Origin of the sequence: Ruminococcus sp. N15.MGS-57 (genome assembly GCF_000980385.1) — a bacterium.
GTDB lineage: Bacteria > Bacillota > Clostridia > Oscillospirales > Ruminococcaceae > Hominimerdicola > Hominimerdicola aceti.
In genome coordinates, this window is the sequence record NZ_LARF01000005.1 from 1 (window position 1) to 24,879 (window position 24,879).

Sequence of the window (24,879 nt, forward strand, 5' to 3'; positions counted from 1 at the left end):
GAGATCTGGAACAACGCTACAGACGAAGTTACAGAGGCTCTGAAAGCTAACCTTGACCCATACAACCCAATCAACATGATGGCTGACTCAGGTGCCCGTGGTTCTATCAACCAGATCAGACAGCTGGCAGGTATGCGTGGACTTATCGCCAACACATCAGGTTCAACTATCGAGATGCCTATCAGAGCTAACTACCGTGAAGGTCTTAACATTCTGGAATACTTCATTTCTTCCAGAGGTGCGAGAAAGGGACTTGCCGATACAGCTCTGCGTACTGCTGACTCAGGTTACCTTACAAGACGTCTTGTTGACGTTTCTCAGGACGTTATCATTCGTCAGGAGGACTGCGGTACTCACGTTGGTATCGAGATATTCGATATAAAGAACGGAAACGAAATGATTGAGCCGCTCAGCGAGAGACTTGTGGGCAGATACCTTGTTGAGGATCTTAAGGATCCTAAGACAGGCGAGATGATATGCTCAAGAAACAAGCTTATCAACGTTCATGACGCTGAAAGAATAGTTGCTGCACTCGAAGCTGAGGGCAAGGATTCTATCTCTATCAGATCAGTTCTTCAGTGTCAGGCTAAGCATGGCGTTTGCGCTAAGTGCTACGGCGCTAACCTTGCAAACGGAAATATCGTTCAGGTCGGCGAGGCTGTCGGCGTAATCTCCGCTCAGTCTATCGGTGAGCCTGGTACACAGCTTACAATGAGAACCTTCCACACAGGTGGTATCGCTTCTGCGGAAGATATCACACAGGGTCTTCCTAGAGTCGAGGAGCTTTTTGAGAGCAGACGCCCAAAGGGTGCTGCTATCATCACAAGGATCGACGGCGTAGTTAGGATCGAGGAGGTCAAGAAGACCAAGCAGATCACTGTTACAAGCGAGGACACTGAAAATCCTGAGCAGGAGTCTTATGCTATACCATACGGCTACAAGATAAGAGTTCGTGAGGGACAGGCTGTTACAGCCGGTGAGCCACTCACAGAGGGTTCTATCAACCCAGCTGATATCCTTGCAGTTAATGGTCCTAAGGCTGTTCAGAACTACATCATCACCGAAGTTCAGAAGGTTTACCGTCTGCAGGGTGTTGATATCAACGATAAGCACATCGAAGTTATCGTTCGTCAGATGATGAGAAAGGTCAAGATCGACGACTCCGGTTCAAGCTATCTGCTCCCTGGTTCACTTATCGACAGAGGAGAGGTCGCAAGACTCAACGAGGAGATACAGGCTCAGATCGACGCTGGCGACGAGAACGCAAGACTTATCACAACTGTTCCTGTTCTTCAGGGTATCACAAAGGCTTCAAGCTACTCGGATTCATTCCTGTCGGCTGCTTCATTCCAGGAGACAACTAAGGCTCTTACAGACGCAGCTATCAGAGGCAAGACCGATAAGCTCATGGGTCTTAAAGAAAATGTTATTATCGGTAAGCTCATTCCTGCCGGCACCGGTATGGACGTTTACAACAACGTTCAGGTGGTCAAGAATGAGAGTGCGGCTAACCATAACACCGCAGAAACACCGTTGTACTAATGACTTTTATATCAGCCTGCATGGTTTTGACCGTGCGGGCTGATTTTTTTTTATTTTGTATGAAACCTTTTTGCCTGCCACGGCGTTTTAGTATATGAAGGGAAGTGAAAGCATGAAGAATATGACCGAAAGCGAATACCGCCAACTTGTAGAGGAGTATTCGGATATGGTAACAAGGCTTTGCGTGGTGCACACGGGAAATTTTTCCGACGCTGAGGACTGCTATCAGAACGTGTTCTTCAAGCTTTTCAAGCAGATGAAAAAAGGCAGTCTGCCAAACCCGAAAGCGTGGCTCATCAGAGTGGCTCTCAACGAATGCCGGAGTGTTTTGCGGTATCGTTTGAGGAAAAACACAGTCGATCTGAGCAGCATAACGTCTTTCTCAAAGGACGGCAGCGACATAGAGATACTTGACCTTATTTTCAGACTTCCCCCGAAATATCGGGATAGTATTTATCTTTATTACTTTGAGGAGCTGTCAGTGCAGGAGATAGCTGAGCTGACAAATATCAAGGAAAACACGATAAAAACACATCTCAAACGTGGAAGAGAACAACTGAAGGATATGATAATGTTGTGAACTATATGAATGTCAATAAAGACATAAAGTATCGGGACGTCGCATTTCTGTGAAACAGAAATTGAGCCGCTCCACTACAAAAGAGGTAAAAACTATTATGTAGAGGCTGGACTTTCAGCATAACATTGACTAAAGGTATAGTTTGCAATGAGGATATCACAGAAAGGGGCAGCAAATGAAAAAGATAAATGCTTTTTACTGCATTAAAACTCCTTCGGATTGGAAGGAGCGTGCGCTTATGTATGACAGACCTATAGAGAAAAAGAAAACGAAGCTTACAGGCTTTCAGCTTGCAGGTGCGGTGCTTGCGGCTTTGCTTCTGGTGGTGGGCGGTGCGCTGACCCTTTATCGCAGCGGTGATGAGCATAAGATCAATGTCGGTATGCAGCAGCCAAGTATAGACAGTTCGGAAAGCCTTGACAGCACTGAGCTTACGGCTGATTTAGAACAGGCACAAAATGCGCTTAAGCAGGTCGTTAAAGACAAAGAGATAACGGCGGTCGGAACGTATGCCGGCTGCGGCTCGGACGGAACGGGATATCTTTTTGTCGATAAGATATATGTTGAGAAATACACCTCTGAAAAGGGCGGATTGATCGACTATGTTACTGTGAATGAATATGAATACCTGAAATACCACTATTACGCTGCGTTTAAACTTGATTTCAGAGCGAAAGATGTTACCACAGGGAAGTTTGTTTATGCGGACGAACTGAAAGTGGGCGAAAAAATCGCAGTCGGCACAAACTGCGATAATCTGAGTAATTGGAACTCGGATGAGATCGCAACAGGTCTTGGCGAAACGGTCGGTGGCGACAGCTTTGGAACAGACTTCTATTATTCACTTAGATCATCAATAGCCTATGCTTATGATATCGACAGTTCAAAGGATACAGGCAAGGAAAAGCTTGATAAGCTCATTCTTGATAGTGTACAGCATATATACGAAGATATGATACTGCAAGCTGACGACTTCAGCATTGTGCTAAATCCTGTTGAAAAGGACTGGGGATTTAAAATTGATACGCTGGTAAATTCTGTTAAGCATATCAATTATGATGCTGACAATTACGAAAGGGATATTATCTATCCGCTGATAATAACACCAATTGAAAAGGGTAAAGCCATAAACGTTTCCACAGCAGGAGGGTCAAAGGAAGGCATAATTATCAAGGTGGACGGAAGATATTTCAGTATAACTTCCAATTATAAGGATATTGTGGAGCAGGAAGATACTAATAATGAATTGTACGGTTCCCAAAGTGCGACGGTAAAGAAAAACAGAAATTACTTCTTTGATGAAAATGAATGGCTCGTTGCAATTAAATTTGCAACGGGTGCAAACACCTATTTTAGTGATGATCTGAAACTTTATATCAACGAAGTACAAAACGATATAACCTATTCGGACAAGACGGACGACAGCGATTATGTTATAACTTATCATAGATTCAGCGAGACAGAGGTCGAAGTGGCGGATAAAGGACAAATTTTAGATACAGACAGCAAGAGGGAATGAGGGAATATATTTGCAGGGCAGGGCGTGAAAAGCCGCTGCCCTGTGCTTTTTATAGCTTTTGACAGAAAATTTAACTGAAATTTTCAAAAAGTTAAAAAAGTCAAGAAAAAGTGCTTGACAAGAGACGGAGAATAGTGTATAATATCAAGGTATGCTGATGTATTGTATATCGGCGTATAGTATCAAATCTATGAAAGGAGAGAAAATATGCCAACCTTTAACCAGTTAGTAAGAAAAGGAAGAAATGTCCTTGCAGACAAGTCTACAGCTCCTGCTCTTCAGAAGGGTTTCAACTCAAAGAAGAAGGTAGTTATCGATCAGAGCTGCCCACAGAAGCGTGGTGTTTGCACAGTAGTAAGAACTGCTACACCTAAAAAGCCAAACTCAGCTATGAGAAAGGTTGCCAGAGTTAAGCTCACAAACGGAAACGAAGTTACAGCTTACATCCCTGGTATCGGACACAATCTTCAGGAGCACTCCGTTGTTCTTATCAGAGGCGGACGTGTTAAGGATCTCCCTGGTGTAAGATATCACATCATCAGAGGCACTCTCGACGCTCAGGGCGTTGCTAAGAGAATGCAGGCGAGATCCAAGTATGGCGCTAAGAAGCCAAAGGCAGGAGCAGCCAAGTAATCAAAAACTGAAAAGCTCATTTTAGTAACAAGGTAATAACTCATTGTCGCATATTGCGAAGACCACAGTTTATGTGGAGTGATTAATATATATTAGTTGACTCTACAAGGAACTGACGGGGCTGTAAAACGGCTGTGTGCCGTGGTTGCAGAGCGAGTACCTGTGAATTCATTATTTGTGAAGGAGGGAATTAAAGTGCCAAGAAGAGGTAGAGTTACAAAGAGAGACGTGCTTCAGGATCCAGTATACAATTCTAAGCTTGTTACACGTCTTGTAAACAACATCATGCTTGACGGTAAGAAGGGTGTTGCCCAGAAGATCGTTTACGGAGCATTTGAAATTGTCGAAGAAAAGACAGGCAGACCTGCTCTTGAAGTATTCCAGGAGGCTATGGATAACATCATGCCTGAGCTGGAGGTCAAGGCTCGCCGTGTAGGCGGTGCGACTTACCAGGTACCAATGGAGGTTCGTCCTGACAGAAGACAGACACTTGGTCTGAGATGGATAACAAAGTATTCTCGTGAAAGAAACGAGGACACAATGAGAGAGAGACTCGCAGCAGAGATCCTCGACGCTCTTAACGGCGTTGGCGGCTCATGCAAGAAGCGTGACGAAACTCATAAGATGGCTGAAGCTAACAAGGCTTTCGCTCATTACAGATGGTAAGAGGTATAAAGGAGGATATATATGGCAAGAGAATGTAAATTGCAGGATTACCGTAATATCGGTATCATGGCACACATCGACGCCGGCAAGACTACTACTACAGAGCGTATCCTGTTTTATACCGGTGTAAACTATAAGATCGGTGAAACACACGACGGTGCATCTACAATGGACTGGATGGCACAGGAGAAGGAGAGAGGTATCACAATTACTTCTGCTGCTACTACTTGCTACTGGAAGGGTCACAGACTCAACATTATAGATACTCCAGGCCACGTTGACTTTACAGTTGAGGTTGAGCGTTCACTTCGTGTACTCGACGGTTCTGTAACAGTTCTTTGTGCTAAGGGTGGTGTTGAGCCTCAGACTGAAACAGTTTGGAGACAGGCTGATAACTATCAGGTACCAAGAATGGTATATGTCAACAAGATGGATATCATGGGTGCAAACTTCTACAACGTTTTGAATATGCTCCATGAAAGACTTCATTGTAATGCCGTTCCTATCCAGCTCCCTATCGGTGCTGAGGACGACTTCAAGGGTATCGTCGATCTGCTCGAAATGAAGGCTTATGTATACTATGATGACCTTGGAAAGGATATCCGTCAGGAAGAGATCCCTGAGGATCTCAAGGAAAAGGCTGAACAGTATCACGCTGACCTTATCGAGCATCTTGCAGAAGTTGATGACGATCTCGCTGAGAAGTATTTCGCAGACGAAGAGATCACTATCGACGAGATGAAGAAGGTAATCAGAAAGAGTACTATCGCTAACACAATGGTACCTGTTACCTGCGGAACTTCATACAGAAACAAGGGCGTTCAGAAGCTTCTTGACGCTATTGTAGATTATATGCCTTCACCTATCGACGTACCACACATTAAGGGTACTGACGTAAATACAGGTGAGGAAGTTGAGAGAATTTCAGGCGACGATCAGCCATTCGCTGCTCTCGCATTCAAGATCGCTACAGACCCATTCGTTGGTAAGCTCTGCTACTTCAGAGTTTATTCAGGTGTTCTGACAGCTGGTTCTACAGTTTATAACTCCACTAAGGACAAGGACGAGAGAATCGGAAGAATCGTTCAGATGCACTCTAACGCTAGAAAGGATATCGATACTATCTACGCTGGTGATATCGGTGCTGCTATCGGTCTGAAGAACACAACAACAGGTGATACTCTTTGTGATGAAGAGCATCCTGTACTTCTTGAGTCAATGGAATTCCCTGAGCCTGTTATTCAGCTCGCTATCGAGCCTAAGACTAAGGCAGGTCAGGAAAAGATGGGTATCGCTCTTGCAAAGCTTGCTGAAGAGGACCCAACATTCAGAACTTATACTTCTGAGGAAACAGGTCAGACAATTATCGCCGGAATGGGCGAGCTGCACCTTGAGATCATCGTAGACAGACTTCTCCGTGAGTTCAAGGTAGAGGCTAATGTCGGCGCTCCTCAGGTTTCATATAAGGAAACAATTACTGCTCCTGCAAGCGTTGATTACAAGTACGCTAAGCAGTCAGGTGGTAAGGGTCAGTACGGTCACGTTAAGATCAACGTTGAGCCAAACGAGTCCGGTAAGGGCTATGAGTTCATCAACAAGGTTGTCGGCGGTGCTATTCCTAAGGAATACATTCCTGCAGTTGACGCAGGTATCAGGGGCGCTATGGAGAACGGTGTTCTCGCTGGCTTCCAGGTAGTTGACGTTAAGGTTGAGCTGTACGATGGATCTTATCACGAAGTCGACTCTTCTGAAATGGCATTTAAGATCGCCGGTTCTATGGCGTTCAAGGAGGCTATGAGAAAGGCTTCACCAATCATTCTTGAGCCTATCATGAAGGTTTGCGTTATCGCTCCTGATGATTATCTCGGAACAGTTATAGGCGACCTCAACTCCCGTCGTGGACAGATCCTCGGTCAGGAGCAGAGAACTGGTGCTGTTCAGGTAGACGCTCTCGTTCCACTGTCTGAAATGTTTGGTTACTCAAATGACCTGCGTTCTAAGACACAGGGCCGTGGACAGTACACAATGGAGCCTGACAGCTACATTCAGGTACCAAAGTCTATCTCTGAGAAGATCATGGCTTCAAGAAACAAGGACTAATAAATTTGCGGAAAATTTTCTGCTTTTTCTATTGCAAATTTGCATTTTATTTGATATAATTATACTACGGTATGTTAAATCGGAAACTATTAAATTTTAAGGAGGAAAATTCCTATGGCAAAGGCACATTTCGAAAGAACCAAACCACACGTTAACATTGGTACAATCGGTCACGTTGACCACGGTAAGACAACTCTTACTGCTGCTATCACAAAGACTCTTGCTCTTGAAGGTCTTGCTGAGAAGAAGGATTACAACAACATCGACTCAGCTCCAGAGGAGAGAGAGAGAGGAATTACAATCAACACAGCTCACGTTGAGTATGAGACAAAGAACCGTCACTATGCTCACGTTGACTGCCCAGGCCACGCTGACTATGTAAAGAACATGATCACTGGTGCTGCTCAGATGGACGGCGCTATCCTCGTAGTTGCTGCTTCTGACGGTCCTATGGCTCAGACAAGAGAGCACCTTCTCCTTGCTAGACAGGTAGGCGTTCCAGCTATCGTTGTTTTCATGAACAAGGCTGACCAGGTTGACGACGAAGAGCTTCTCGACCTCGTTGAGATGGATATCAGAGAGCTCCTCGACAAGTACGATTTCCCTGGCGATGAGACTCCAATCATCAAGGGTTCAGCTCTTGCAGCTCTTGAAGCTCCAGACGATCTTTCAGATCCAGCTTACAAGCCAATCCTTGACCTTATGGACGCTGTTGATACATTCATCCCAACACCAGACAGAAAGTCTGATCTCCCATTCCTGATGCCTGTTGAGGATGTATTCACAATCACAGGCCGTGGTACAGTTGCTACTGGTAGAGTTGAAAGAGGTCAGCTCAAGACTGGTGACGAAGTTGAGATCCTCGGACTTTCAACTGAGAGACCAAAGACTGTTGTAACAGGTATCGAGATGTTCAGAAAGATCCTTGACTACGCTGAGGCAGGCGACAACATCGGTGCACTTCTCCGTGGTATCCAGAGATCTGACATTCAGAGAGGCCAGGTTCTTTGTAAGCCAGGTTCCATTCACCCATACACAAAGTTCTCAGGTCAGGTTTACGTTCTGAAGAAGGAAGAGGGCGGCCGTCATACTCCATTCTTCAACAACTACAGACCACAGTTCTATTTCAGAACAACTGACGTTACAGGCGTTATCACACTTCCTGCTGACAAGGAAATGTGCATGCCTGGCGATAACGTAGAGATGGATGTTGAGCTTATCACTCCAATCGCTATCGAAGAGGGACTTCGTTTCGCTATCCGTGAGGGTGGTAGAACAGTAGGTTCTGGCGTCGTTACAGCTGTTAGAGACTAATTTTTAGTTCGCTATATAAAGATCGGGTACAAAATGTATCCGGTCTTTTTTTGTCTTAAAATATTATGAATAATAAGTTAAATGATGTTTGCATGCTTTAAAAAAGTACGGCGATATGCTATAATTAATATATCGGGGGTGAGAATTTGAACGATATAAATACTAAAGATTATATGATTGACGTTGCCCAGGATACCACTTATCAAAATCAGAGTGATGATTATAAGAAGTCGTTTGCAAAGTGGCGTTCAAATCCTCAGAATTCTTTTGGATTCCAGTTTATACATGATACAAGAGAACACTCATACATTGATGGTGAGGGTTTTGTGCCTCATAAGGCAGAGGTAGCAGAGAGGATCTCTATGCTAAAATGCTGTAGTTTGTTGGGCATTTGTCTTGTGGTAATGCTTGCTATTGATTTTCTTAACTATTTTATAGTGAATAAATACGCGCCGGATACAACTGGTACATTTGTGTATTTTTCTCAAACAGATGGCGGATATGGCAGATATGGTGTTGGAATGACTTTTATTTTAGGTCTGTTGTTTGCCGCAAAGTTTGTTGTGCCTGGTCTTATTTTTAAGATCGTTACTAAGATCCCTAATAAAGTCGTTTTTGCAAATTCAAAGGGCTACGAAAAAATGCGTGGAACTGCTGTGGTAATTATGATGGTCATAATCGTTGTGGGCAGAGTTGGACAATATATCCTCAGTCTGCTGTTTTCAGCTGTGCATTTAGACGGGGTATATTCTATTTTTGTATTCTCTGAAGATCCTGTTGTTGCTCTTGTTTCTTTTGCTTTCTTTGCGATCATTGTTCCTATAATGCAAGAGATAGTATTTCGAGGAGTTTTTTTGCAGACTTTTCGTCAATTTGGCGACACTTTCGCTATTATGATCACTGCTGTTGTGAATGGTTTATGCTACTATGATATTACATATCTGCCTTTTGTTGTATGCTGTACTGCGGTTCTTGGGCTTTTTACTATACGAACAGGCTCGGTTTTTACTGCAATTTCAATGAGTATTTGCGCCCACATCACGAATTTTGTATTAAGTTACATTGTTCTTTATGATCTTCCTTATGCCAAAATAGCAGAAGTCATAATCTGTACAGTGATCGTTGGTGTATCACTTGTGATGTACTCGAAGCTTACAAGCTTTGGTGACTGGACATTCAACATTGAAAATGATAATTCTTTTATGACGATGTCAAAGCGAGTTAAATCTTTCATTGCAACTAACTCGATCGCAGTGTGGATAGCTGCAATTCTTGTGACCATGTTTGTGTGTGCGAGGATAATATGACGAGAGATGAGCTTTACATGAAAAAAGCGTTGGAGCTTGCGGAAATTGCCGCAGAGCAGGGGGAAGTACCTGTGGGTGCGATAGTTGTGAAGCGTTCCAGCGGTGAAATAATCGGCAGGGGATTCAATCGTCGTGAGTATGGGCGTTCCCCTTTGACTCATGCTGAACTTGTGGCTATTGAGGAAGCGAGTCGCAATCTTGGAGGTTGGCGGCTTATGGGTTGTGAGCTTTTTGTTACTCTCGAACCTTGTCCTATGTGTACGGGTGCGATAATAAATTCTCGAATTGAGCGTGTGGTTTTTGGTGCGTATGACCAAAAGGCTGGTTCTTGCGGGTCGGTGGTAAATCTTTTTGAGCTACCCTATAATCACAAACCTCTTTGCACAGGCGGTATACTGCAAGAGTGGTGTGCAGATACGCTGACGGAATTTTTCAAAAATCTTAGACGTAAAAAAAACCTCTCCGAATAGTTCGGGGAGGTTTTCCTTATATTTCATTTCGATTTTCCAAAGCCTTGTAAAGCGTCACTTCATCAGCATATTCAAGCACTCCGCCAACGGGTAGACCGAACGCCAAACGTGTGACCTTTACACCAAGGGGTTTCAGCAGCCTTGAAATGTAAATTGCCGTAGCTTCGCCATTAACTGTAGGATTAGTAGCCATAATGACTTCTTTAACATTCTCAGGCTCTATCCTCGCAAGCAATTCTTTTATTTTAAGCTTGTCAGGGGAAATGTCGTCCATAGGGGAGAGAAGTCCATGCAAAACATGGTAAACGCCTTTGTACTCCTTAGTACGCTCGAAAGCTGCTATATCCTTTGGGTCTTCTACTACGCAGACCGTTGTGTGGTCACGTCTTGGGTCGGCACAGATAGGACACTTTGGCTTGTCAGTAAAGTTCTGGCAAACACTGCAAAGATGAACGCTTTTGTGGGCATTAGTGATAGCCGCTGCAAAAGCCGATGCGTCCTCGTCTGTCATGGACATAACATAGTAGGCAAGGCGCTGTGCGGACTTCATGCCTATACCAGGGAGCTTTGCAAATTGCTCTGCCAGAAGTACCAAAGGCAGTGCGTTTGACTCAGCCATTAAAACAGACCTGGGAATGATACTCCGCCTGTGAGTTTCTGCATTTCAGTGTCGCTTACTTCATCGAGGTTAGCAACAGCCTGATTGAAAGCTGCCATAACGAGGTCCTGAAGTGTTTCAACGTCCTCTGGATCAACTACCTCAGGCTTGATATCAAGCTTAAGGACGTTTCTCTTGCCGTTGATAGTTACCTCAACAACTCCGCCGCCTGCTGTACCTGTGAACTCTCTCTGCTCAAGGTCTGCCTGAAGAGCTGTGATCTCGTCCTGCATTTTCTGAGCCTGCTTGAGCATCTGATTCATGTTATTGGAAGGACCCTTGCCCATTCCCTGTGGAAGTCTTGCTTTCATTTTAAAAACTCCTTATATTCAAAATTATTTTTTTATATCAACTTCAATATCAAGTTTTTTCGCTTTGTCAAGCAACTGATTTATAGGATTTTCCGTATCCTCAGGTGCGACATTTTTGGCTGATTTGACTTTGATAGTGAAGTTTTGTCCGAAATTATTTTTCAGTATCTCATTGAGCACCGTAGCGTCGCCGCTTGCTTTGAACTTTTTGAGATAAAAGTCATTGTGTACTATCATAAGCAACACATTCTGACACATATAAGCCTTTGAGTTGACTAAGAAACAGCCTATGGCAGGATTTGTCTGCTTGACCTGCTCCACAATGTTGTCCCAAGTTTGCACAAGCTTGAAGTCGCTTGCTTTCATTTTCTTGAAATCCGGGTCAAGAGGCTTTGGTGGTGGAGCTTGTTCCTCCTGAGCTGGTGTGTTGATCTGCGGTTGAGTCTGCAAAACGGCACCATTTTTTAGTGCATTCTCAAGCTGAGTTATTCTATTAAGAAGCACCGTGATCTCAGCATTGCCTGATACAGCCTGTACAGTTGCGCCTGCTTTTTGAGCAGCCCCGCACAGCTTTATGATACACATTTCAAGCTCGATACGCTTTGATGTGCTTTTTGCAAAACGCTCGCTGCACTCCTGCAAAGTATTTATATCCCCGAGTATCTCGTCCAGCTTCATGCGTTCTGCAAGGGCTTTAAGTCTTTCATACTCGTCAGGCAGACAAGTTATAAGATCCTTGTTGTTGTCGATAGTTTTGATTATCATGACATTTCTCATCTGAGCGAGCAGTTCGCCTGCCAAGACTTTCAGATCTTTTGACATATCATAAAGCTTGTCAACGACCCTGAGTGCGCCTGCGGCGTCCTTTTCGGCTATCTTTTCGAGAATATCAAAAAGATAATCACGTCCTGCAATGCCGGAAGCTGAGGACACAACGTCAAGGGTGATGTCATTTTCATAGGCAACGCACTGGTCTAAAAGAGAAAGTGCGTCACGCATACCACCGTCAGAAAGCCTTGCTATCATGCCTGCGGCATCTTCGTGGAGGGTAAAGCCCTCCTGAGAAGCAATATACATAAGCCTTGAAACGATATCCTCGTTTCTTATCCTGTGAAAGTCGAAATGCTGGCATCTCGACACGATAGTTGCAGGAACTTTATGTATCTCCGTAGTGGCAAGAATGAACTTGACATGCGGAGGAGGTTCTTCCATAGTTTTCAGCAGGGCATTGAATGCGCCCGCGGAAAGCATATGCACCTCGTCTATGATATATACCTTATATTTACATCTTTCAGGAGTATAGACAACGCCTTCACGCAGTTCTCTGATATCGTCTACTTTAGAATTTGAAGCAGCGTCAATCTCGATAATATCGGAAAGAGTGCCGTTGTCAGCGTCTTTGCATATCTCACATTCAAGGCATGGCTCACCGTCATGTGGGTCAAGGCAATTGATAGCCTTTGCAAAAATTCTTGCGCAGGTGGTCTTTCCCGTACCTCTCGAGCCTGTGAAAAGATAGGCATGAGCGGTCTTGCCGCTTTTTATCTGATTTTTGAGAGTAGTTGTAATATGCGGTTGTGAAACAACATCGTCAAATGACATTGGACGCCATTTTCTGTACAATGCCTGATACAAAACTCTCACTCCAATCAAGAAAATAAAAAAATCAATCCGACATATGGGCGTGCGGGCGGAACTGTGACACACGAAACAAACCGCTTAATGCTGCTCGGTTCCCCGCCTGACATGGTTCACAGCGTTTCATTGCACAGGACCCGCACACCTATATCTCGGATTGATGAGGAACAATAACTGAATCATATCAATCTAACTTTTGTTACCTTACTATTATAACATACTTCCAATGAAATTTCAAGTGTTTTTGAAAAAAAGTTATAAAAAAAGGCAAAGAACATCAACGCCGCTGAACAAAGCTGGACAGCGGCGGATATTATGTGCTTGTAAAATTATATCAGGTGGCAATGATGAAATTCAGCTTGCCGAACGGATAGTTCACAGGGATACAGAATGCAGTGCCTGACAGGGCAAGCTCACCATTTTCCAAAAATTCCTGCGGTGTAAGTGTAAGCTCAACGCCATGCTCGTTTGACTCATTTACAACGAACAGACCGTCGTTTACGTTCAGAAATTCGCCTGCTGTAGCGTTTACAAAGTCATCGACCTCCGTGAAGCTCTCTTTTGCAAACCTCTCAGCGAAAGCCATATATGTCTTTGAATCTGTGGCAATGCAAGCCTCAGCGTTATATTTTCCATTTATTTTTTGGATAACGATATGTTCTGCTGCAAAATTCTTTATAACTGACGCTTCCATAGGAGTGAAATCGTCACCGATAAATCTGATAAGATTTTTGAAAAGCAAAGTAACATAATCAGTACAGATACGAGCATTTTCATCATTGTCAAAATGATAGAACTCATTGATAAGGTTATGTAGAGTTTCTGTTTGATTGTCTGAAATATCGTCGGTTATCTGATTTTCAGCCTTATAGTCTTTAAGTGCCTTTTCAAACTCAGCATTGGTAAGAGCACCGTTATTAACAAGGGTCTGACCCAGGAGCAGGTAATCTGTAGGCTGCTGAGCGAGAAGCTTTTCAACGTCGTCAGCGGTAACATAGCCAAGCTCCACGGCAAGGTCGCCAAAACGTTTGTCGACACTCTGCTGAGTGATATTGACGTGCTCCACCTGCTCGGCTGTCATAAGACCGGCGTTTATAGCGAGAACACCAAGGCGAAGTCTTGTATGCTTTTTAGCCTCGAAAGCCTGAGTAAGATCCTCGGCGGTACAAAGCTTATGGTTAAAGAGGTAGCCTCCAAAAAACTGCGCAAACATTTACAGTACCCCCCTTGCAACGTTCTCAAGAACTTTTAGAGCGTCATTATCAGCTATAGGTTTCTGCAAAAAGTCCACAGCTCCCGACTTAAGAGCGTCTTTCAAATGGCTCTGAGTACCAACAGAAGAAGCCATTATCACCTTAGCGTCAGGGTCTTCTGCTATTATCTGTTTGAGGGCTTCAATACCTGTTACCTTTGGCATGATGATATCCATGAAAACCACGTCAGGCTTAAACTCCTTATATTTGCTAACAGCCTCCTCACCGTCGGCTGCTTCATAAACGGCTTTTACTCCAAATCCAGAAATAGACATACTGAGCTTTTTGCGAGCGAACATAGAATCGTCGCATATAAGCACTGTCATTTCATTTATATTCACGATAGATCCCTCCCGATTATTTTGCGGCAGCAGTTCCGTAATTGCCGATGACGGAGAAAATAATTTCTCTACTGCCTTGTTTTTAATTATATCATAAAATTCTCCAAAAGTCAAGAGTCGTCAAATATGTTTTATGTTGAAAATATACAAAGGAGTAAATGCAGAATTTACTTGCAGTTTGCTTGACAAAATGAAAAAAGTATGCTATAATCATAATGTTATGTGCCGGTGTGATGGAATTGGCAGACGTGTCGGACTCAAAATCCGATGGTAGCGATACCGTACCGGTTCGACCCCGGTCACCGGCACCATGAAAACGGGTTCTTGTATCAAGAGCCTGTTTTTTTTATTAGTGTCCTCATTCTCTTCTGTCTCTGCTTCTCCACCAAGAGCATTGGCGATGACCTCGGCTTGACAGTGCTTTCAGACGAACGGAAACGCCCCTCAGAGCCGTCCGAGCCTGCGGAGCGGAAAACTAACCGTCTGAAAAGACCTGAGAAGTGCTTGTGTGAGCAAATCTCAGTTCTTTGTGAGTTATTCAGTTTCAAAAAGGGTATGCTGTCATTGTGGCGCGTGCCATAATGATGATATGGACTTGTGCGGAACGGTTTGCAGGTGTTCCAATAGACTACGGGCAAGCAGCACACATCAATATTGTGCCTTAACGAAATCTTAACGCCGTAACCGTAATCTTAACAGCACCTTAACCACTCATGTGATATAATAAAGCTATAATTTGAACGAGAGGTGTACGATGTTACATAAAAATAGAGTAAAAAACAGAACTCATATGACTTCATTTCGGGTCATCATTATCAGTTTCTTTTGCCTGATTCTGGTAGGTACGCTGCTTCTGATGCTGCCGATCTCATCAAGGCAGCGGTGTGTGACTTCATTCCCTGATGCAATGTTCACAGCCGTTTCAGCTACCTGTGTGACTGGACTTGTTGTAAAGGATACTGCTACATACTGGTCTCTGTTCGGGCAGGCGGTCATTCTGATGCTAATTCAGATCGGAGGTATGGGCGTTATCACCGTTGGGCTTGCGATCATTAGAGCATCAGGGCGGAAAATCGGTCTGTGGCAACGCAGTACGATGCAGGAATCCATCTCCGCACCGCAGGTAGGCGGTATTGTGAAGCTGACAGGCTTTATCCTTAAAACATCACTTATCATAGAGATGATCGGTGCGGCTTTGCTTGCACCCGTTTTCTGCAATGATCTTGGTATCGCTAAGGGACTGTGGTATTCCTTGTTTCACAGCATATCGGCTTTTTGCAATGCAGGCTTTGATCTGTTCGGCATAAAAGAACCGTTCTCATCGCTGACCTTTTACCACAGCAACATCTATCTCAATATCATCATTATGCTGCTGATTATTACGGGAGGCATCGGCTTTCTCGTCTGGGGCGATATCGGAACACACAAGCACAGAATCAGGCGCTACTCTCTGCAAAGCAAGGTCGTACTGATGACATCTGCTGTCTTGATCGTTCTGCCTGCGCTGTATTTCTTCTTTTTTGAATATGACCATGGGACTATCCATGACCGGACGATCCATTCACTGTTTCAGTCTGTCACAACACGAACCGCAGGCTTTAACACAACTGATCTCGCTGCTATGGATGAATCAGGTACAGCCATTATGGTCATTCTTATGCTTATAGGCGGTTCTCCAGGTTCCACCGCGGGCGGTATGAAAACAGCGACTTTTGCTGTTCTGTTCCTTTCTGCGATCACAGTGTTTAGCCGCAGAAATGATGTGCAGTGCTTCAAAAGAAGAATATCAGACGAAACTGTCCGCAGTGCAGGCGCTGTTTTGTTTATGTATCTTGTATTGTTCTTTACAAGCGGTGTCATTATCAGCAGAGTGGAAAATCTACCGCTGCTGACCTGTCTGTTTGAAACAAGCTCAGCTATCGGTACTGTTGGGCTGTCACTCGGCATTACAAGCGGTCTGTCTGCTGTATCCCGTGTGATACTGATGATACTTATGTTTTTCGGAAGAGTCGGCGGACTGACACTCATTTATGCAGCTCTGCCGTCGGCGGACAGTCAGAATTCACGCTTACCGCTTGAAAAAATATCTGTAGGGTAAGGAGTCTTATATATGAAAACAGTTTTAATTATCGGAGTAGGTCAATTCGGCAGTCACATTGCCAGACGCATGGAGGAGCTTCGGTGTGAGGTCATGGCAGTAGATGAAAATGAGAAGCATATCAACGATATCCTGCCTTATGTGACCAACGCAAGGATCGGTGACAGCACCAATGAGGAATTTCTCCGTTCGCTTGGTGTAGGAAACTATGATGTTTGTATTGTTGCCCTCGGCAGCCGGTTTCAGTCCTCTCTGGAAACAACGTCTTTGCTCAAGGAGCTGGGGGCAAAGAAAGTCATATCTCGTGCGACAAATGATGTACAAATGAAATTCCTGCTTAAAAACGGAGCCGATGAGGTTGTCTATCCTGAGAAGCAGATGGCACTTCGCATCGCTACAAAATATGCATCAGACAGCATACTCGACTTTATTCATCTGGATAACAATTACTCGATCTACGAACTGAAAGTACCGAAGGACTGGTTCGGAAAGTCGCTTTCACAGATCGATATACGAAAGAAATTCAAGATCAATATTCTGACGATCAAACGAGGAGAAGAGGTATTTATCCCTTCACCGGACACTGTAATTGAAACTGATGACATCGCATTTGTCATAGGTGAGGTTCGGGATATCCAGAAGTGTTTCAGAATCTAGGAGATGATCGTGTGAGAGATGTTCTGCTTGCACTGTCTGTAGGAGCAATGTTTCTCTACGGTTTTTATGTTATGAAAAAAGTAGATGAATTCATCGAGGAGATACAAAAGAGCAGACGTGGACACGACCTGTCAGAAGATGATGTTGACGAACACAAAAGTGATATGTTATAATAACAAGGGTGATCCTTATGACTGCTAATTCTATAAAAAGTTCTAAAGCATTTTCTGTGTTCAAAGACTCCGCTATATGTATTGTGGTGCTGACAGCCGCAACACTTGCCGGATACGCATTCAAAGCCTTTCAACTTGCCGATGCGGACATTATCATGCTGTATATTATTGCTGTGCTTGTGATATCCATTTTTACATCAAAGATGTATTTCTGCCTGATATCATCATTAGTAGGAGTGATGCTTTTCAACTGCTTCTTCACCTATCCTGAGTTTTCTCTTTCAGTTCACGATGCAGGCTATCTTGTCACATTTGTGACGATGTTTATTACAGCGTTCATTGCAGGAACGCTTGCCAATAAGCTGAAACGCAATATCCTGATCGCTGAGCAGAATGCCCGTGAAAAGGAGGCGGCGGCACTTCTGGCGCAGAATGAACAGCTTAGAGCTGATATGCTCCGTTCCATATCCCATGATCTCAGAACACCGCTGACCTCCATATCAGGCAATGCCAGTACGCTCATTTCCGGCGGCGATACGCTTGATGAATCAGCACGTCAGCAGATATACACGGATATTTATTCCGAATCAATGTGGCTTATCGAAATGGTGGAAAATCTTTTATACGCTACACGAATTGAGGACGGCAGAATGCAGCTCAATATCTCGGTAGAGATACTTGATGACATTGTTCAGGAGGCTGTCAGACACACCAAACGCACTCACCCAAAGCGAAATATCATCGTTGATATGTATGACGAGATAATCCCCGTTATGGCAGATGCGAACCTTATCGTACAGGTCATAGTCAATCTTCTGGATAATGCTGTCAAGTACAGTGATGAGGATTCTGATGTTACCGTCAGTGTGCGCCGAGAAAATGCGCATACTGTTGTGGTATCCGTGTCCGATCACGGCACTGGTATCTCCGATGAAGAAAAAGAAAAGGTATTTGATATGTTCTACACGGGTGGCAGCCGTTCCTCAGACAGCAGGAGAAGTCTGGGACTGGGGCTTGCACTGTGCAGGTCAATTATTACTTCACACGGCGGTACTATATCTGTCAGCGACAACATACCAAATGGTACAGTTGTCAGCTTTACTCTGCCAATAGGAGAGGTCGATTTAAATGAATGAATATCTTGTTCTGGTGGTGGAGGATGACAAGCCTATCAGAAATCTTATTACAACTACTCTTAAAATGAACGACTATCGCTTTATTACTGCTGTCAGGGGCAACGAAGCGATCATGCTCAGCGCTTCGCATAAGCCTGATATTATCATACTTGATCTTGGACTGCCTGATATTGACGGCGTTGAGGTGATAGTGCATATACGCACTTGGAGCGATGTTCCTATCATCATAGTCAGTGCAAGGAGCGAGGAAAGTGACAAGATAACAGCCCTTGACAAAGGTGCAGATGATTACCTGACAAAGCCTTTCTCTGTTGATGAACTTCTCGCAAGGCTCAGGGTGATACAAAGGCGGCTTATGAAGTCCGAAAACATTTCGGTCACGGAGTTTGTCAATGGCAGGCTACGGATAGACTATGTTTCGGGCTGTGTTCACCTTGATGATGAAGAACTTCACCTGACACCGATAGAATACAAGCTGCTTTGCCTGCTTGCCAAGAATGTCGGCAAGGTGCTGACGCATAAGTACATTATCCAAAGTGTATGGGGAACTCCTGCGGATAACAGCGAAGCCTCCCTGCGTGTATTTATGGCTACCCTGCGAAAAAAGCTGAGTGACAGCAGTCAGGCGCTGATACAAACACATATCGGTATTGGGTATCGTATGATGAAATTATAGTTTTAGGGAGCAGTACAAAGCAGACACTTTATTTGATGATCTGTATCGCCTTCAATGTCTGCAAAAACAATTGAACTGATTTTTTCTAAAGGAAAAAAGGGCAATGCCTTCCACTCACGGAGGACATTGCCCTTTTCATTATGCTGTGATTATATCAGTCCTGAATCTCCTACATCATAGTTGCGATCCTGTATAATAAAACTTGACACATACAAAACAATCAAAGTATAATAAAAACAAGGGAGTGTGTCATCAATGGGAACATGAAAACAATATGATGAAGAGTTTAAAAAGCAGGCAATAAAGCTCGCAAAGGAGATTGGCACCTAGCTTTATGCCGCTGGGCATATTTTTATTTGTATCGTGTATTATTTTACAGTTCACCTGCCCTAATTTGACAAAAGTACGTCAATGGGGTATAATGTAACCAGCGTTACGCAAATTAATTATAGGCAATACCACACAAGACAAGCCTATACCTATTATTATAGAAACGAGGTCATGAAAATGAGCGAGGAAAGAATACCTAAGAGAAGTGAAGTGCCTGAACAGTTCAAGTGGGCACTGGAGGATATTTATGCCACTGACGAAAAGTGGGCGGAGGACTTGCAGAAGCTTAAGGCTATGCCTGAGAGAATAGCGGCGTTCAAGGGCAGGCTTAGCGAGAGTGCTGACACGCTTTATGATTTTATGAAACTTTCAGACGAGATATCTGTTCTTTGCGACAGCCTTGGCAACTATGCTCAAAGACGTTCTGACGAGGACACTGCAAATGCAAAGTATCAGGGCTTTCTCGGTCAGCTTATGAACGCTTATGTTGCGGTAAACTCAGCAGGAAGCTTTGAAACACCTGAGATAATTTCTATCGAGGAGGATAAGCTTCAGAAATTCTATGAGGATAAGCCTGAGTTGAAGCTTTATAAGCGTGCGCTGGATAAGCTACGTCGTAAAAAGGCTCATATCCTCTCTGAGGCTGAGGAGAAGATACTTGCCCTCACTGGTGAAATGGGTCAGTCCCCTGAGAATATCTACTCTATGTTTTCTGACGCAGACCTGCGTTTCCCTGACGCTGTGGATAAGGACGGCAAGGCTCATCAGGTCACACACGGAAGCTATATCCCACTGGTGCAGAGCGAGGACAGAGTACTGAGAAAGTCGGCTTTCGAGTCTATGTACGGCACATTTGACAAGTTCAAGAACACCTGTGCGGCAACATTGTCGGCACAGATAAAAGCGGTGAACTTCTATGCAAAGGCAAGAAGATATGATTCAAGCCTTGAAGCCGCTTTGGACGGAACAGAAGTGCCTGTTTCAGTGTACAAAAACCTTATTGAAGCCGTCCATGACAATATGCACTATATGTACGATTATGTTGCACTGAGAAAGAAGCTTTTGGGCGTTGATGAGCTTCATTTCTATGACCTTTATACTCCTGTTGTTCCTGACGCAGATATGAAGATAACCTTTGAGGAGGCTAAGGAAACTGTCCTGAAAGCCCTTGCACCTATGGGCGAGGATTACCTTGCAATACTCAAAGAGGGCTTTGAAAACCGCTGGATAGACGTTTACGAGAACGAGGGCAAAACAAGCGGAGCATATTCCGCAGGTGCAAGAGTTCACCCTTATGTGCTGCTCAATCATAAGGATACACTTAACTGTATGTTTACGCTGGCGCACGAAATGGGTCACGCTATCCACTCATATCTGTCAAACAAAAATCAGCCTGTGGTATATTCAGATTACGTTATCTTTGTGGCAGAGGTTGCTTCAACTTGCAACGAAGCCCTTCTTATGCAGTATCTGCTGAAAAATACCGAGGATAAAAAACAGAGAGCTTACCTTATAAACTACTTCCTTGAACAGTTCCGTACCACACTTTACCGCCAGACAATGTTCGCAGAGTTTGAGCTGAAAATAAATGAAATGGTAGCGGCAGGGGAGAGTCTGACAGCCGAAGGACTGAACGAGCTTTACGGCGAGCTAAACAAGCTTTATTTCGGTGACGGAATAGTGCTTGATGATGAGATAAAATTGGAGTGGGCTAGGATACCGCACTTCTATTATGACTATTATGTTTATCAGTATGCAACAGGCTATTCTGCGGCTATCGCACTTTCACAGAGGATATTGAAGTATGGCGAACCTGCGGTAAAGGACTATATAGGCTTCCTGAAAGGCGGCTGCTCAACTGATCCTATCTCATTGCTTAAGGGTGCAGGTGTAGATATGGCAACAACTCAGCCTATCAATGAGGCACTTGCAATGTTCGGAGAGCTTGTAAAGGAAATGGAAGAAGCAATGTCATAAGTGAGGAGTGAGGAGTGAGGAATGAGCATAGCTGACCAAAGTTGTGCCCCCAACACCGAGCGTAGCGAGAGATAAAACGCAGGCTCAAGCCCGGCGTTAGAGGGCTTGTGGGGTCAAGGGGCAAAGCCCCTGCGGAGTATGAGGCAGAGCCTCATTCGGCGACAGCCGACTAAGCGGTGCAGAAAAGTAAAAAAGCATACAAAAGTAAAAGAAACAATAAAGCGGTGTCGGAGAAAAAATCTCTGCACCGCTTTTTCTATCCAAATAAACAAAGTAAAACCCGCAAAGAGCGTAGCGATTTTGCGGTGGAAGGAACTTGCCTGAATGAACAGTATGCCTTTACCACTTCTTGTTTATATCCGCACAACGCATACCTATCTTCAACGCCCTCAGCTCAACATAACAGCCGCATAAAACGCACATTCCGTCCACAAGCTTTTCACAATCCTTGCAAAACGCCAAACGCTGACGATACTCTTCCTCTGATACTTTCTTGTCCGCAGGATATGCCGCAATGTGCGAACGCATATCACGGAGAAAATCATTTTCGTCCATATCCTCCAACAGGCATTTCCTGCACTGAACCTTTGTTATATCACTCATAAAAATTTCTCCATTGTACAAAAAAGCGGACAGCTCAATGCCGTCCGCCTTGTTATCTTATTCTACAGAAATGATGTAGTAGTAAACAGGCTGACCGCCGTTTATAAGGTTTACATCAAGATTTGAGAACTTCGCAGCTACCTGCTTTTGCAGTGCCTCAGCCGCCTCGTCTGTAACGTCTGAGCCGTAAAGGATAGTGATGAATGAGCTGTCGCCCTTAACAAGCTTCTTTGTGAGCTTGTAAGCTGCCTTTGAAACGTCCTTTTCCACAAAGCTCAGCTTGCCGTTTTCAATGCAGAGTATCTCGCCCTGCTTGATAGCGTGACCTTCATAGTCAGAATCCCTTGCCGCAAATGTTACCTGACCTGTGGCAACTCTTTCAAGTGCATTGGTCATCTCAATGCGGTTCGTATTGAAATCAGCGTCAGGGTCAAATGCCAGCATTGCTGACATTCCCTGCGGTATAGTCCTTGTCTGAAGCACGCATACCTTTCTGTCTGCAAGCTTAACAGCCTGCTCAGCCGCCATGATGATGTTCTTGTTGTTTGGCAGAACGAAAACCGTTTCAGCGGGGCATGACATTATTGCCGCAAGTATATCCTCAGTGGACGGGTTCATAGTCTGTCCGCCCTTAACGATGCAGTCAACACCGATATCTCTGAACATTGACTCAATGCCGTTTCCTGCCGCAACTGCAACAAAGCCGTACTGCTTTTCAGGCTTTGCAGGAACGAACTCCTGTTTTGCTTCTTTCTGTCTGGCCTTGTGCTGGAGCTTCATATTTTCTATCTTTGGCAGATTGATGTAGCCAAATTCAAGGCCCTTCTGTATTGCCTTACCAGGGTCGTTGGTATGAACGTGTACCTTTATTATCTCATCGTCCTCAACAACTACAACGCAGTCACCTATGGTTTCAAGATAAGCTCTCAGCTTTGATGAATCGTCAGCGTCAGCTTTCTTTGTGATTATCATTTCAGTGCAGTATGTGAAGTGTATCTCACAGTCATACTGACCAACAGTAGCCGCAAATGTGTCGACTGTTACCTGCTGTTTCTGTGCAGGAGCATCAGCCTTTACTATTTCGCCGCCCTTGAATACATCTCTCATTGCTTCAAAGATAATGAGAAGTCCCTTGCCGCCTGCGTCAACAACGCCTGCCTTGGCAAGCGCAGGGAGTAGCTTTGGTGTTTCATTCAGTGAAAGCTCAGCCTGTTTGCAAACTTCCTCCATTATAATAATAGGATCGTTTGTGGAGTGGAGCATTTCTCTTGCTTTCTCCGCAGACTCTCTTGCAACTGTCAGGATAGTTCCCTCTGTAGGCTTCATTACGCTCTTGTATGCTCCTGAAACGCCCTGTTCCAGCGATTCAACAAGTTCGTTCGCACCCATTTCCTTTTTGCCTGCAAGTCCTTTTGCAAAGCCTCTGAAAATAAGCGAAAGTATAACGCCTGAGTTTCCTCTTGCACCTCTAAGAAGTGCAGAAGCTGTTGTGCTTGCCACAACTGAGCAGTCTGTATCGTCGTTGAGATTTTCAAGCTCTGCTACGGAATTTGTTATAGTCATTGACATATTTGTTCCTGTATCTCCGTCAGGTACTGGGAACACGTTAAGCTCGTCAACTGATTTTTTCTTGTTAGATATGCTGTGTGCGGCACTTATGACAGCGTCACGCAGCAAGCCTCCGTTTATCACTATAGTTTTCCTCCTATTCACTATAGTTTTCCTCCTATACTGTTATAGATATCCTAGGACGTTCAGCCTTTCATTTCGTCAACGTAAACGTTCACAGATTTAACGTTGACCCCTGCCTGCTCTGTCAGAACATAATTTACCTTGTGAATGATGCTGTCAACGATAGCTCCGACATTTATGCCGTAGTTCACAGTGATGTGCAGGTCAACGATAAGCTCGTCCCCGTCCTGACGGATTATAACGCCCTTTGTGGTGTTCTCTTTCTTTAGCATTGCAGAAACGCCCTGTTTTGCACCATAGGCGTTAAGTCCTGCCACGCCGAAACAGCTTTCGGCAGTATCCGAGATAAGCTGTCTGAGATATCCAGTGGATATACCTATAGTTCCAATGTGGTTGCGAAACTTTATCACAGAAAACAACTCCTCTTGATCGTGGCAGGATCACAAGCTTATTTCTTATGCCGCCACATAATAATTTATTTTATTATATCATAAACATTTGACTTTTGCAATAGGTTTTCGCTCTTTTGTACACCTGTCAAATTTATCCCAGAAGCCATTTTGCGGCTTCCAGAGGCGTTTCGGCTATATACACCGCACCTGCCTTCGAAAGCTCCTCTCTTGTGCCGTAGCCGTAAAGCATACCGATACAATCTATACCAAGAGCTTTTGCACCAAGCACGTCATGATGCCTGTCGCCTGCCATTATCACCTGTGAGCGGTCATTAACTCCGCAGTTTTTCAAAGTGTGCACGATAACGTCCGCCTTTACGCTCCTAGAGCCGTCAAGCTCCGCACCGCCTATGTAGTCAAAATACTGCGCAAGGTGAAAATGCTCCAGTATCTTTACAGCAAAGACCTGCGGCTTAGAAGTCGCCACCGCAAGGTGAAGCCCAGCCTCTGACAACTTTTTAAGACATTCTTCAACGCCGTCATAAACACGGTTCTCGAAAATGCCCTTGGTGGTGTAATATTCACGGTAGTATTTAACAGCCTGCTCGCATTTTTCATCATCAAAGCCGTAAAAATCCCTGAAAGAGTCTTTCAGCGGCGGGCCGAGAAACTTTGTCATTGTGCTCATCTCAGGCTCTATGCCGAACTTTTTCAGTGCGTATACAGCCGAATTTATTATGCCCTCGCCCGACTCAGTAAGCGTGCCGTCAAGGTCAAAAAGAACATATCTGTAATTTTTCATGTCATTACCTC

The 24,879-nt window shown here is 44.3% G+C and carries 24 protein-coding genes, 1 tRNA gene, 1 other RNA gene and 1 pseudogene; 16 read left to right on the plus strand and 11 right to left on the minus strand.

Translation table 11 applies throughout. The features are described 5' to 3' along the window. The 9 genes and pseudogenes from WS40_RS01535 to tadA all read left to right on the plus strand — a co-directional run. Positions 1-1,542 (plus strand): annotated as a pseudogene (locus WS40_RS01535) (DNA-directed RNA polymerase subunit beta'); the annotation flags it as partial. Between the two features lie 112 nt (positions 1,543-1,654). Then, complete coding sequence (locus WS40_RS01540; RefSeq protein ID WP_181981564.1) at positions 1,655-2,122, plus strand: RNA polymerase sigma factor; 468 nt, start codon at positions 1,655-1,657, stop codon at positions 2,120-2,122. Between the two features lie 175 nt (positions 2,123-2,297). Then, positions 2,298-3,641, plus strand: coding sequence for a hypothetical protein (locus WS40_RS01545; protein WP_046439620.1), 1,344 nt, complete (start codon positions 2,298-2,300; stop codon positions 3,639-3,641). A 207-nt stretch (positions 3,642-3,848) separates the two neighbouring features. Further along, on the plus strand, positions 3,849-4,274 hold the full coding sequence (gene rpsL / locus WS40_RS01550) for a 30S ribosomal protein S12 (RefSeq protein ID WP_022288664.1): 426 nt from the start codon (positions 3,849-3,851) through the stop codon (positions 4,272-4,274). Positions 4,275-4,469: 195 nt separating this feature from the next. Continuing rightward, on the plus strand, positions 4,470-4,940 hold the full coding sequence (rpsG, locus tag WS40_RS01555; RefSeq protein ID WP_022288663.1) for a 30S ribosomal protein S7: 471 nt from the start codon (positions 4,470-4,472) through the stop codon (positions 4,938-4,940). A gap of 21 nt (positions 4,941-4,961) precedes the next feature. Next, positions 4,962-7,040: an elongation factor G gene (fusA, locus tag WS40_RS01560; protein WP_046439623.1), complete on the plus strand. Its 2,079-nt coding sequence runs from the start codon at positions 4,962-4,964 to the stop codon at positions 7,038-7,040. A gap of 114 nt (positions 7,041-7,154) precedes the next feature. Next, positions 7,155-8,354, plus strand: coding sequence for an elongation factor Tu (tuf, locus tag WS40_RS01565; protein ID WP_022288661.1), 1,200 nt, complete (start codon positions 7,155-7,157; stop codon positions 8,352-8,354). Positions 8,355-8,500: 146 nt separating this feature from the next. Further along, positions 8,501-9,661, plus strand: coding sequence for a CPBP family glutamic-type intramembrane protease (locus tag WS40_RS01570; RefSeq protein WP_046439625.1), 1,161 nt, complete (start codon positions 8,501-8,503; stop codon positions 9,659-9,661). Then, positions 9,658-10,131, plus strand: a complete 474-nt coding sequence (gene tadA, locus WS40_RS01575) for a tRNA adenosine(34) deaminase TadA (protein WP_046439627.1) — start codon at positions 9,658-9,660, stop codon at positions 10,129-10,131. The genes WS40_RS01570 and tadA overlap by 4 nt, the downstream gene beginning before the upstream one ends. 16 nt (positions 10,132-10,147) lie before the next feature. Here the strand turns inward: tadA and recR are convergent, their stop codons facing one another. The 6 genes from recR to WS40_RS01600 all read right to left on the minus strand — a co-directional run bounded on the left by recR (position 10,148) and on the right by WS40_RS01600 (position 14,332). Further along, entirely contained in the window at positions 10,148-10,750 is a 603-nt protein-coding gene (gene recR, locus WS40_RS01580; RefSeq protein WP_022288658.1) for a recombination mediator RecR, read from the minus strand. Further along, positions 10,750-11,100 (minus strand): YbaB/EbfC family nucleoid-associated protein, encoded by a 351-nt coding sequence (locus WS40_RS01585; RefSeq protein WP_022288657.1) that lies wholly within the window; start codon positions 11,098-11,100, stop codon positions 10,750-10,752. Before WS40_RS01585 ends, recR begins: the two co-directional genes overlap by 1 nt. Before the next feature lie 24 nt (positions 11,101-11,124). Beyond that, the gene (gene dnaX, locus WS40_RS01590) at positions 11,125-12,744 is read right to left on the minus strand and encodes a DNA polymerase III subunit gamma/tau (protein ID WP_325208357.1); all 1,620 of its coding nucleotides are present in this window, start codon (positions 12,742-12,744) and stop codon (positions 11,125-11,127) included. Between the two features lie 37 nt (positions 12,745-12,781). Continuing rightward, an RNA gene (ffs, locus tag WS40_RS11245) (signal recognition particle sRNA small type) lies at positions 12,782-12,881 on the minus strand. Positions 12,882-13,072: 191 nt separating this feature from the next. Continuing rightward, positions 13,073-13,951, minus strand: coding sequence for a chemotaxis protein CheX (locus WS40_RS01595; protein ID WP_022288655.1), 879 nt, complete (start codon positions 13,949-13,951; stop codon positions 13,073-13,075). Next, positions 13,952-14,332: a response regulator gene (locus WS40_RS01600; RefSeq protein ID WP_046439631.1), complete on the minus strand. Its 381-nt coding sequence runs from the start codon at positions 14,330-14,332 to the stop codon at positions 13,952-13,954. A 224-nt stretch (positions 14,333-14,556) separates the two neighbouring features. Here WS40_RS01600 and WS40_RS01605 point away from each other — a divergent pair. Next, positions 14,557-14,643 (plus strand) — tRNA-Leu (locus WS40_RS01605). A gap of 18 nt (positions 14,644-14,661) precedes the next feature. Here the strand turns inward: WS40_RS01605 and WS40_RS11250 are convergent. Continuing rightward, complete coding sequence (locus WS40_RS11250) at positions 14,662-14,880, minus strand: hypothetical protein (protein ID WP_325208358.1); 219 nt, start codon at positions 14,878-14,880, stop codon at positions 14,662-14,664. Positions 14,881-15,086: 206 nt separating this feature from the next. On the opposite strand from WS40_RS11250, the gene WS40_RS01610 reads away from it, so the two are divergent. The 6 genes from WS40_RS01610 to pepF all read left to right on the plus strand — a co-directional run bounded on the left by WS40_RS01610 (position 15,087) and on the right by pepF (position 21,379). After that, positions 15,087-16,430, plus strand: a complete 1,344-nt coding sequence (locus WS40_RS01610; RefSeq protein WP_046439633.1) for a TrkH family potassium uptake protein — start codon at positions 15,087-15,089, stop codon at positions 16,428-16,430. Positions 16,431-16,442: 12 nt separating this feature from the next. Continuing rightward, positions 16,443-17,087 carry a potassium channel family protein gene (locus tag WS40_RS01615; RefSeq protein WP_022288652.1) on the plus strand — a complete coding sequence of 215 codons (645 nt, stop codon included), beginning with the start codon at positions 16,443-16,445 and terminating at the stop codon, positions 17,085-17,087. A gap of 11 nt (positions 17,088-17,098) precedes the next feature. Next, positions 17,099-17,260 (plus strand): hypothetical protein, encoded by a 162-nt coding sequence (locus WS40_RS11255; RefSeq protein WP_181983538.1) that lies wholly within the window; start codon positions 17,099-17,101, stop codon positions 17,258-17,260. A 17-nt stretch (positions 17,261-17,277) separates the two neighbouring features. Continuing rightward, positions 17,278-18,396 (plus strand): sensor histidine kinase, encoded by a 1,119-nt coding sequence (locus WS40_RS01620; RefSeq protein ID WP_046439635.1) that lies wholly within the window; start codon positions 17,278-17,280, stop codon positions 18,394-18,396. Further along, positions 18,389-19,072, plus strand: a complete 684-nt coding sequence (locus WS40_RS01625; RefSeq protein WP_046439637.1) for a response regulator — start codon at positions 18,389-18,391, stop codon at positions 19,070-19,072. The genes WS40_RS01620 and WS40_RS01625 overlap by 8 nt, the downstream gene beginning before the upstream one ends. 507 nt (positions 19,073-19,579) lie before the next feature. Then, positions 19,580-21,379 (plus strand): oligoendopeptidase F, encoded by a 1,800-nt coding sequence (gene pepF / locus WS40_RS01630; protein WP_046439639.1) that lies wholly within the window; start codon positions 19,580-19,582, stop codon positions 21,377-21,379. Between the two features lie 339 nt (positions 21,380-21,718). On the opposite strand, the gene WS40_RS01635 is transcribed toward pepF, so the two are convergent. From WS40_RS01635 to WS40_RS01650, 4 genes are all read right to left on the minus strand, one after another. Continuing rightward, a complete protein-coding gene (locus WS40_RS01635; protein ID WP_022288648.1) occupies positions 21,719-21,982 on the minus strand; it encodes a DUF6171 family protein in 264 nt (87 codons plus the stop codon). Between the two features lie 57 nt (positions 21,983-22,039). After that, the gene (locus WS40_RS01640; protein WP_046439641.1) at positions 22,040-23,674 is read right to left on the minus strand and encodes a DAK2 domain-containing protein; all 1,635 of its coding nucleotides are present in this window, start codon (positions 23,672-23,674) and stop codon (positions 22,040-22,042) included. Positions 23,675-23,736: 62 nt separating this feature from the next. Further along, the gene (locus WS40_RS01645) at positions 23,737-24,084 is read right to left on the minus strand and encodes an Asp23/Gls24 family envelope stress response protein (protein ID WP_022288646.1); all 348 of its coding nucleotides are present in this window, start codon (positions 24,082-24,084) and stop codon (positions 23,737-23,739) included. A gap of 133 nt (positions 24,085-24,217) precedes the next feature. Continuing rightward, on the minus strand, positions 24,218-24,868 hold the full coding sequence (locus WS40_RS01650) for an HAD family hydrolase (RefSeq protein WP_046439644.1): 651 nt from the start codon (positions 24,866-24,868) through the stop codon (positions 24,218-24,220). Between the last annotated feature and the right edge of the window lie 11 nt (positions 24,869-24,879).

Excerpts from the sequence above, each read along its gene's own strand:
- WS40_RS01540 (WP_181981564.1), top strand. The coding sequence starts at position 1,655 with ATGAAGAATATGACCGAAAGCGAATACCGCCAACTTGTAGAGGAGTAT.
- WS40_RS01545 (WP_046439620.1), top strand. The coding sequence starts at position 2,298 with ATGAAAAAGATAAATGCTTTTTACTGCATTAAAACTCCTTCGGATTGG.
- rpsL (WP_022288664.1), top strand. The coding sequence starts at position 3,849 with ATGCCAACCTTTAACCAGTTAGTAAGAAAAGGAAGAAATGTCCTTGCA.
- fusA (WP_046439623.1), top strand. The coding sequence starts at position 4,962 with ATGGCAAGAGAATGTAAATTGCAGGATTACCGTAATATCGGTATCATG.
- tuf (WP_022288661.1), top strand. The coding sequence starts at position 7,155 with ATGGCAAAGGCACATTTCGAAAGAACCAAACCACACGTTAACATTGGT.
- tadA (WP_046439627.1), top strand. The coding sequence starts at position 9,658 with ATGACGAGAGATGAGCTTTACATGAAAAAAGCGTTGGAGCTTGCGGAA.
- recR (WP_022288658.1), bottom strand. The coding sequence starts at position 10,750 with ATGGCTGAGTCAAACGCACTGCCTTTGGTACTTCTGGCAGAGCAATTT.
- WS40_RS01585 (WP_022288657.1), bottom strand. The coding sequence starts at position 11,100 with ATGAAAGCAAGACTTCCACAGGGAATGGGCAAGGGTCCTTCCAATAAC.
- WS40_RS01595 (WP_022288655.1), bottom strand. The coding sequence starts at position 13,951 with ATGTTTGCGCAGTTTTTTGGAGGCTACCTCTTTAACCATAAGCTTTGT.
- WS40_RS01610 (WP_046439633.1), top strand. The coding sequence starts at position 15,087 with ATGTTACATAAAAATAGAGTAAAAAACAGAACTCATATGACTTCATTT.
- WS40_RS01615 (WP_022288652.1), top strand. The coding sequence starts at position 16,443 with ATGAAAACAGTTTTAATTATCGGAGTAGGTCAATTCGGCAGTCACATT.
- WS40_RS01620 (WP_046439635.1), top strand. The coding sequence starts at position 17,278 with ATGACTGCTAATTCTATAAAAAGTTCTAAAGCATTTTCTGTGTTCAAA.
- WS40_RS01625 (WP_046439637.1), top strand. The coding sequence starts at position 18,389 with ATGAATGAATATCTTGTTCTGGTGGTGGAGGATGACAAGCCTATCAGA.
- pepF (WP_046439639.1), top strand. The coding sequence starts at position 19,580 with ATGAGCGAGGAAAGAATACCTAAGAGAAGTGAAGTGCCTGAACAGTTC.
- WS40_RS01635 (WP_022288648.1), bottom strand. The coding sequence starts at position 21,982 with ATGAGTGATATAACAAAGGTTCAGTGCAGGAAATGCCTGTTGGAGGAT.
- WS40_RS01650 (WP_046439644.1), bottom strand. The coding sequence starts at position 24,868 with ATGAAAAATTACAGATATGTTCTTTTTGACCTTGACGGCACGCTTACT.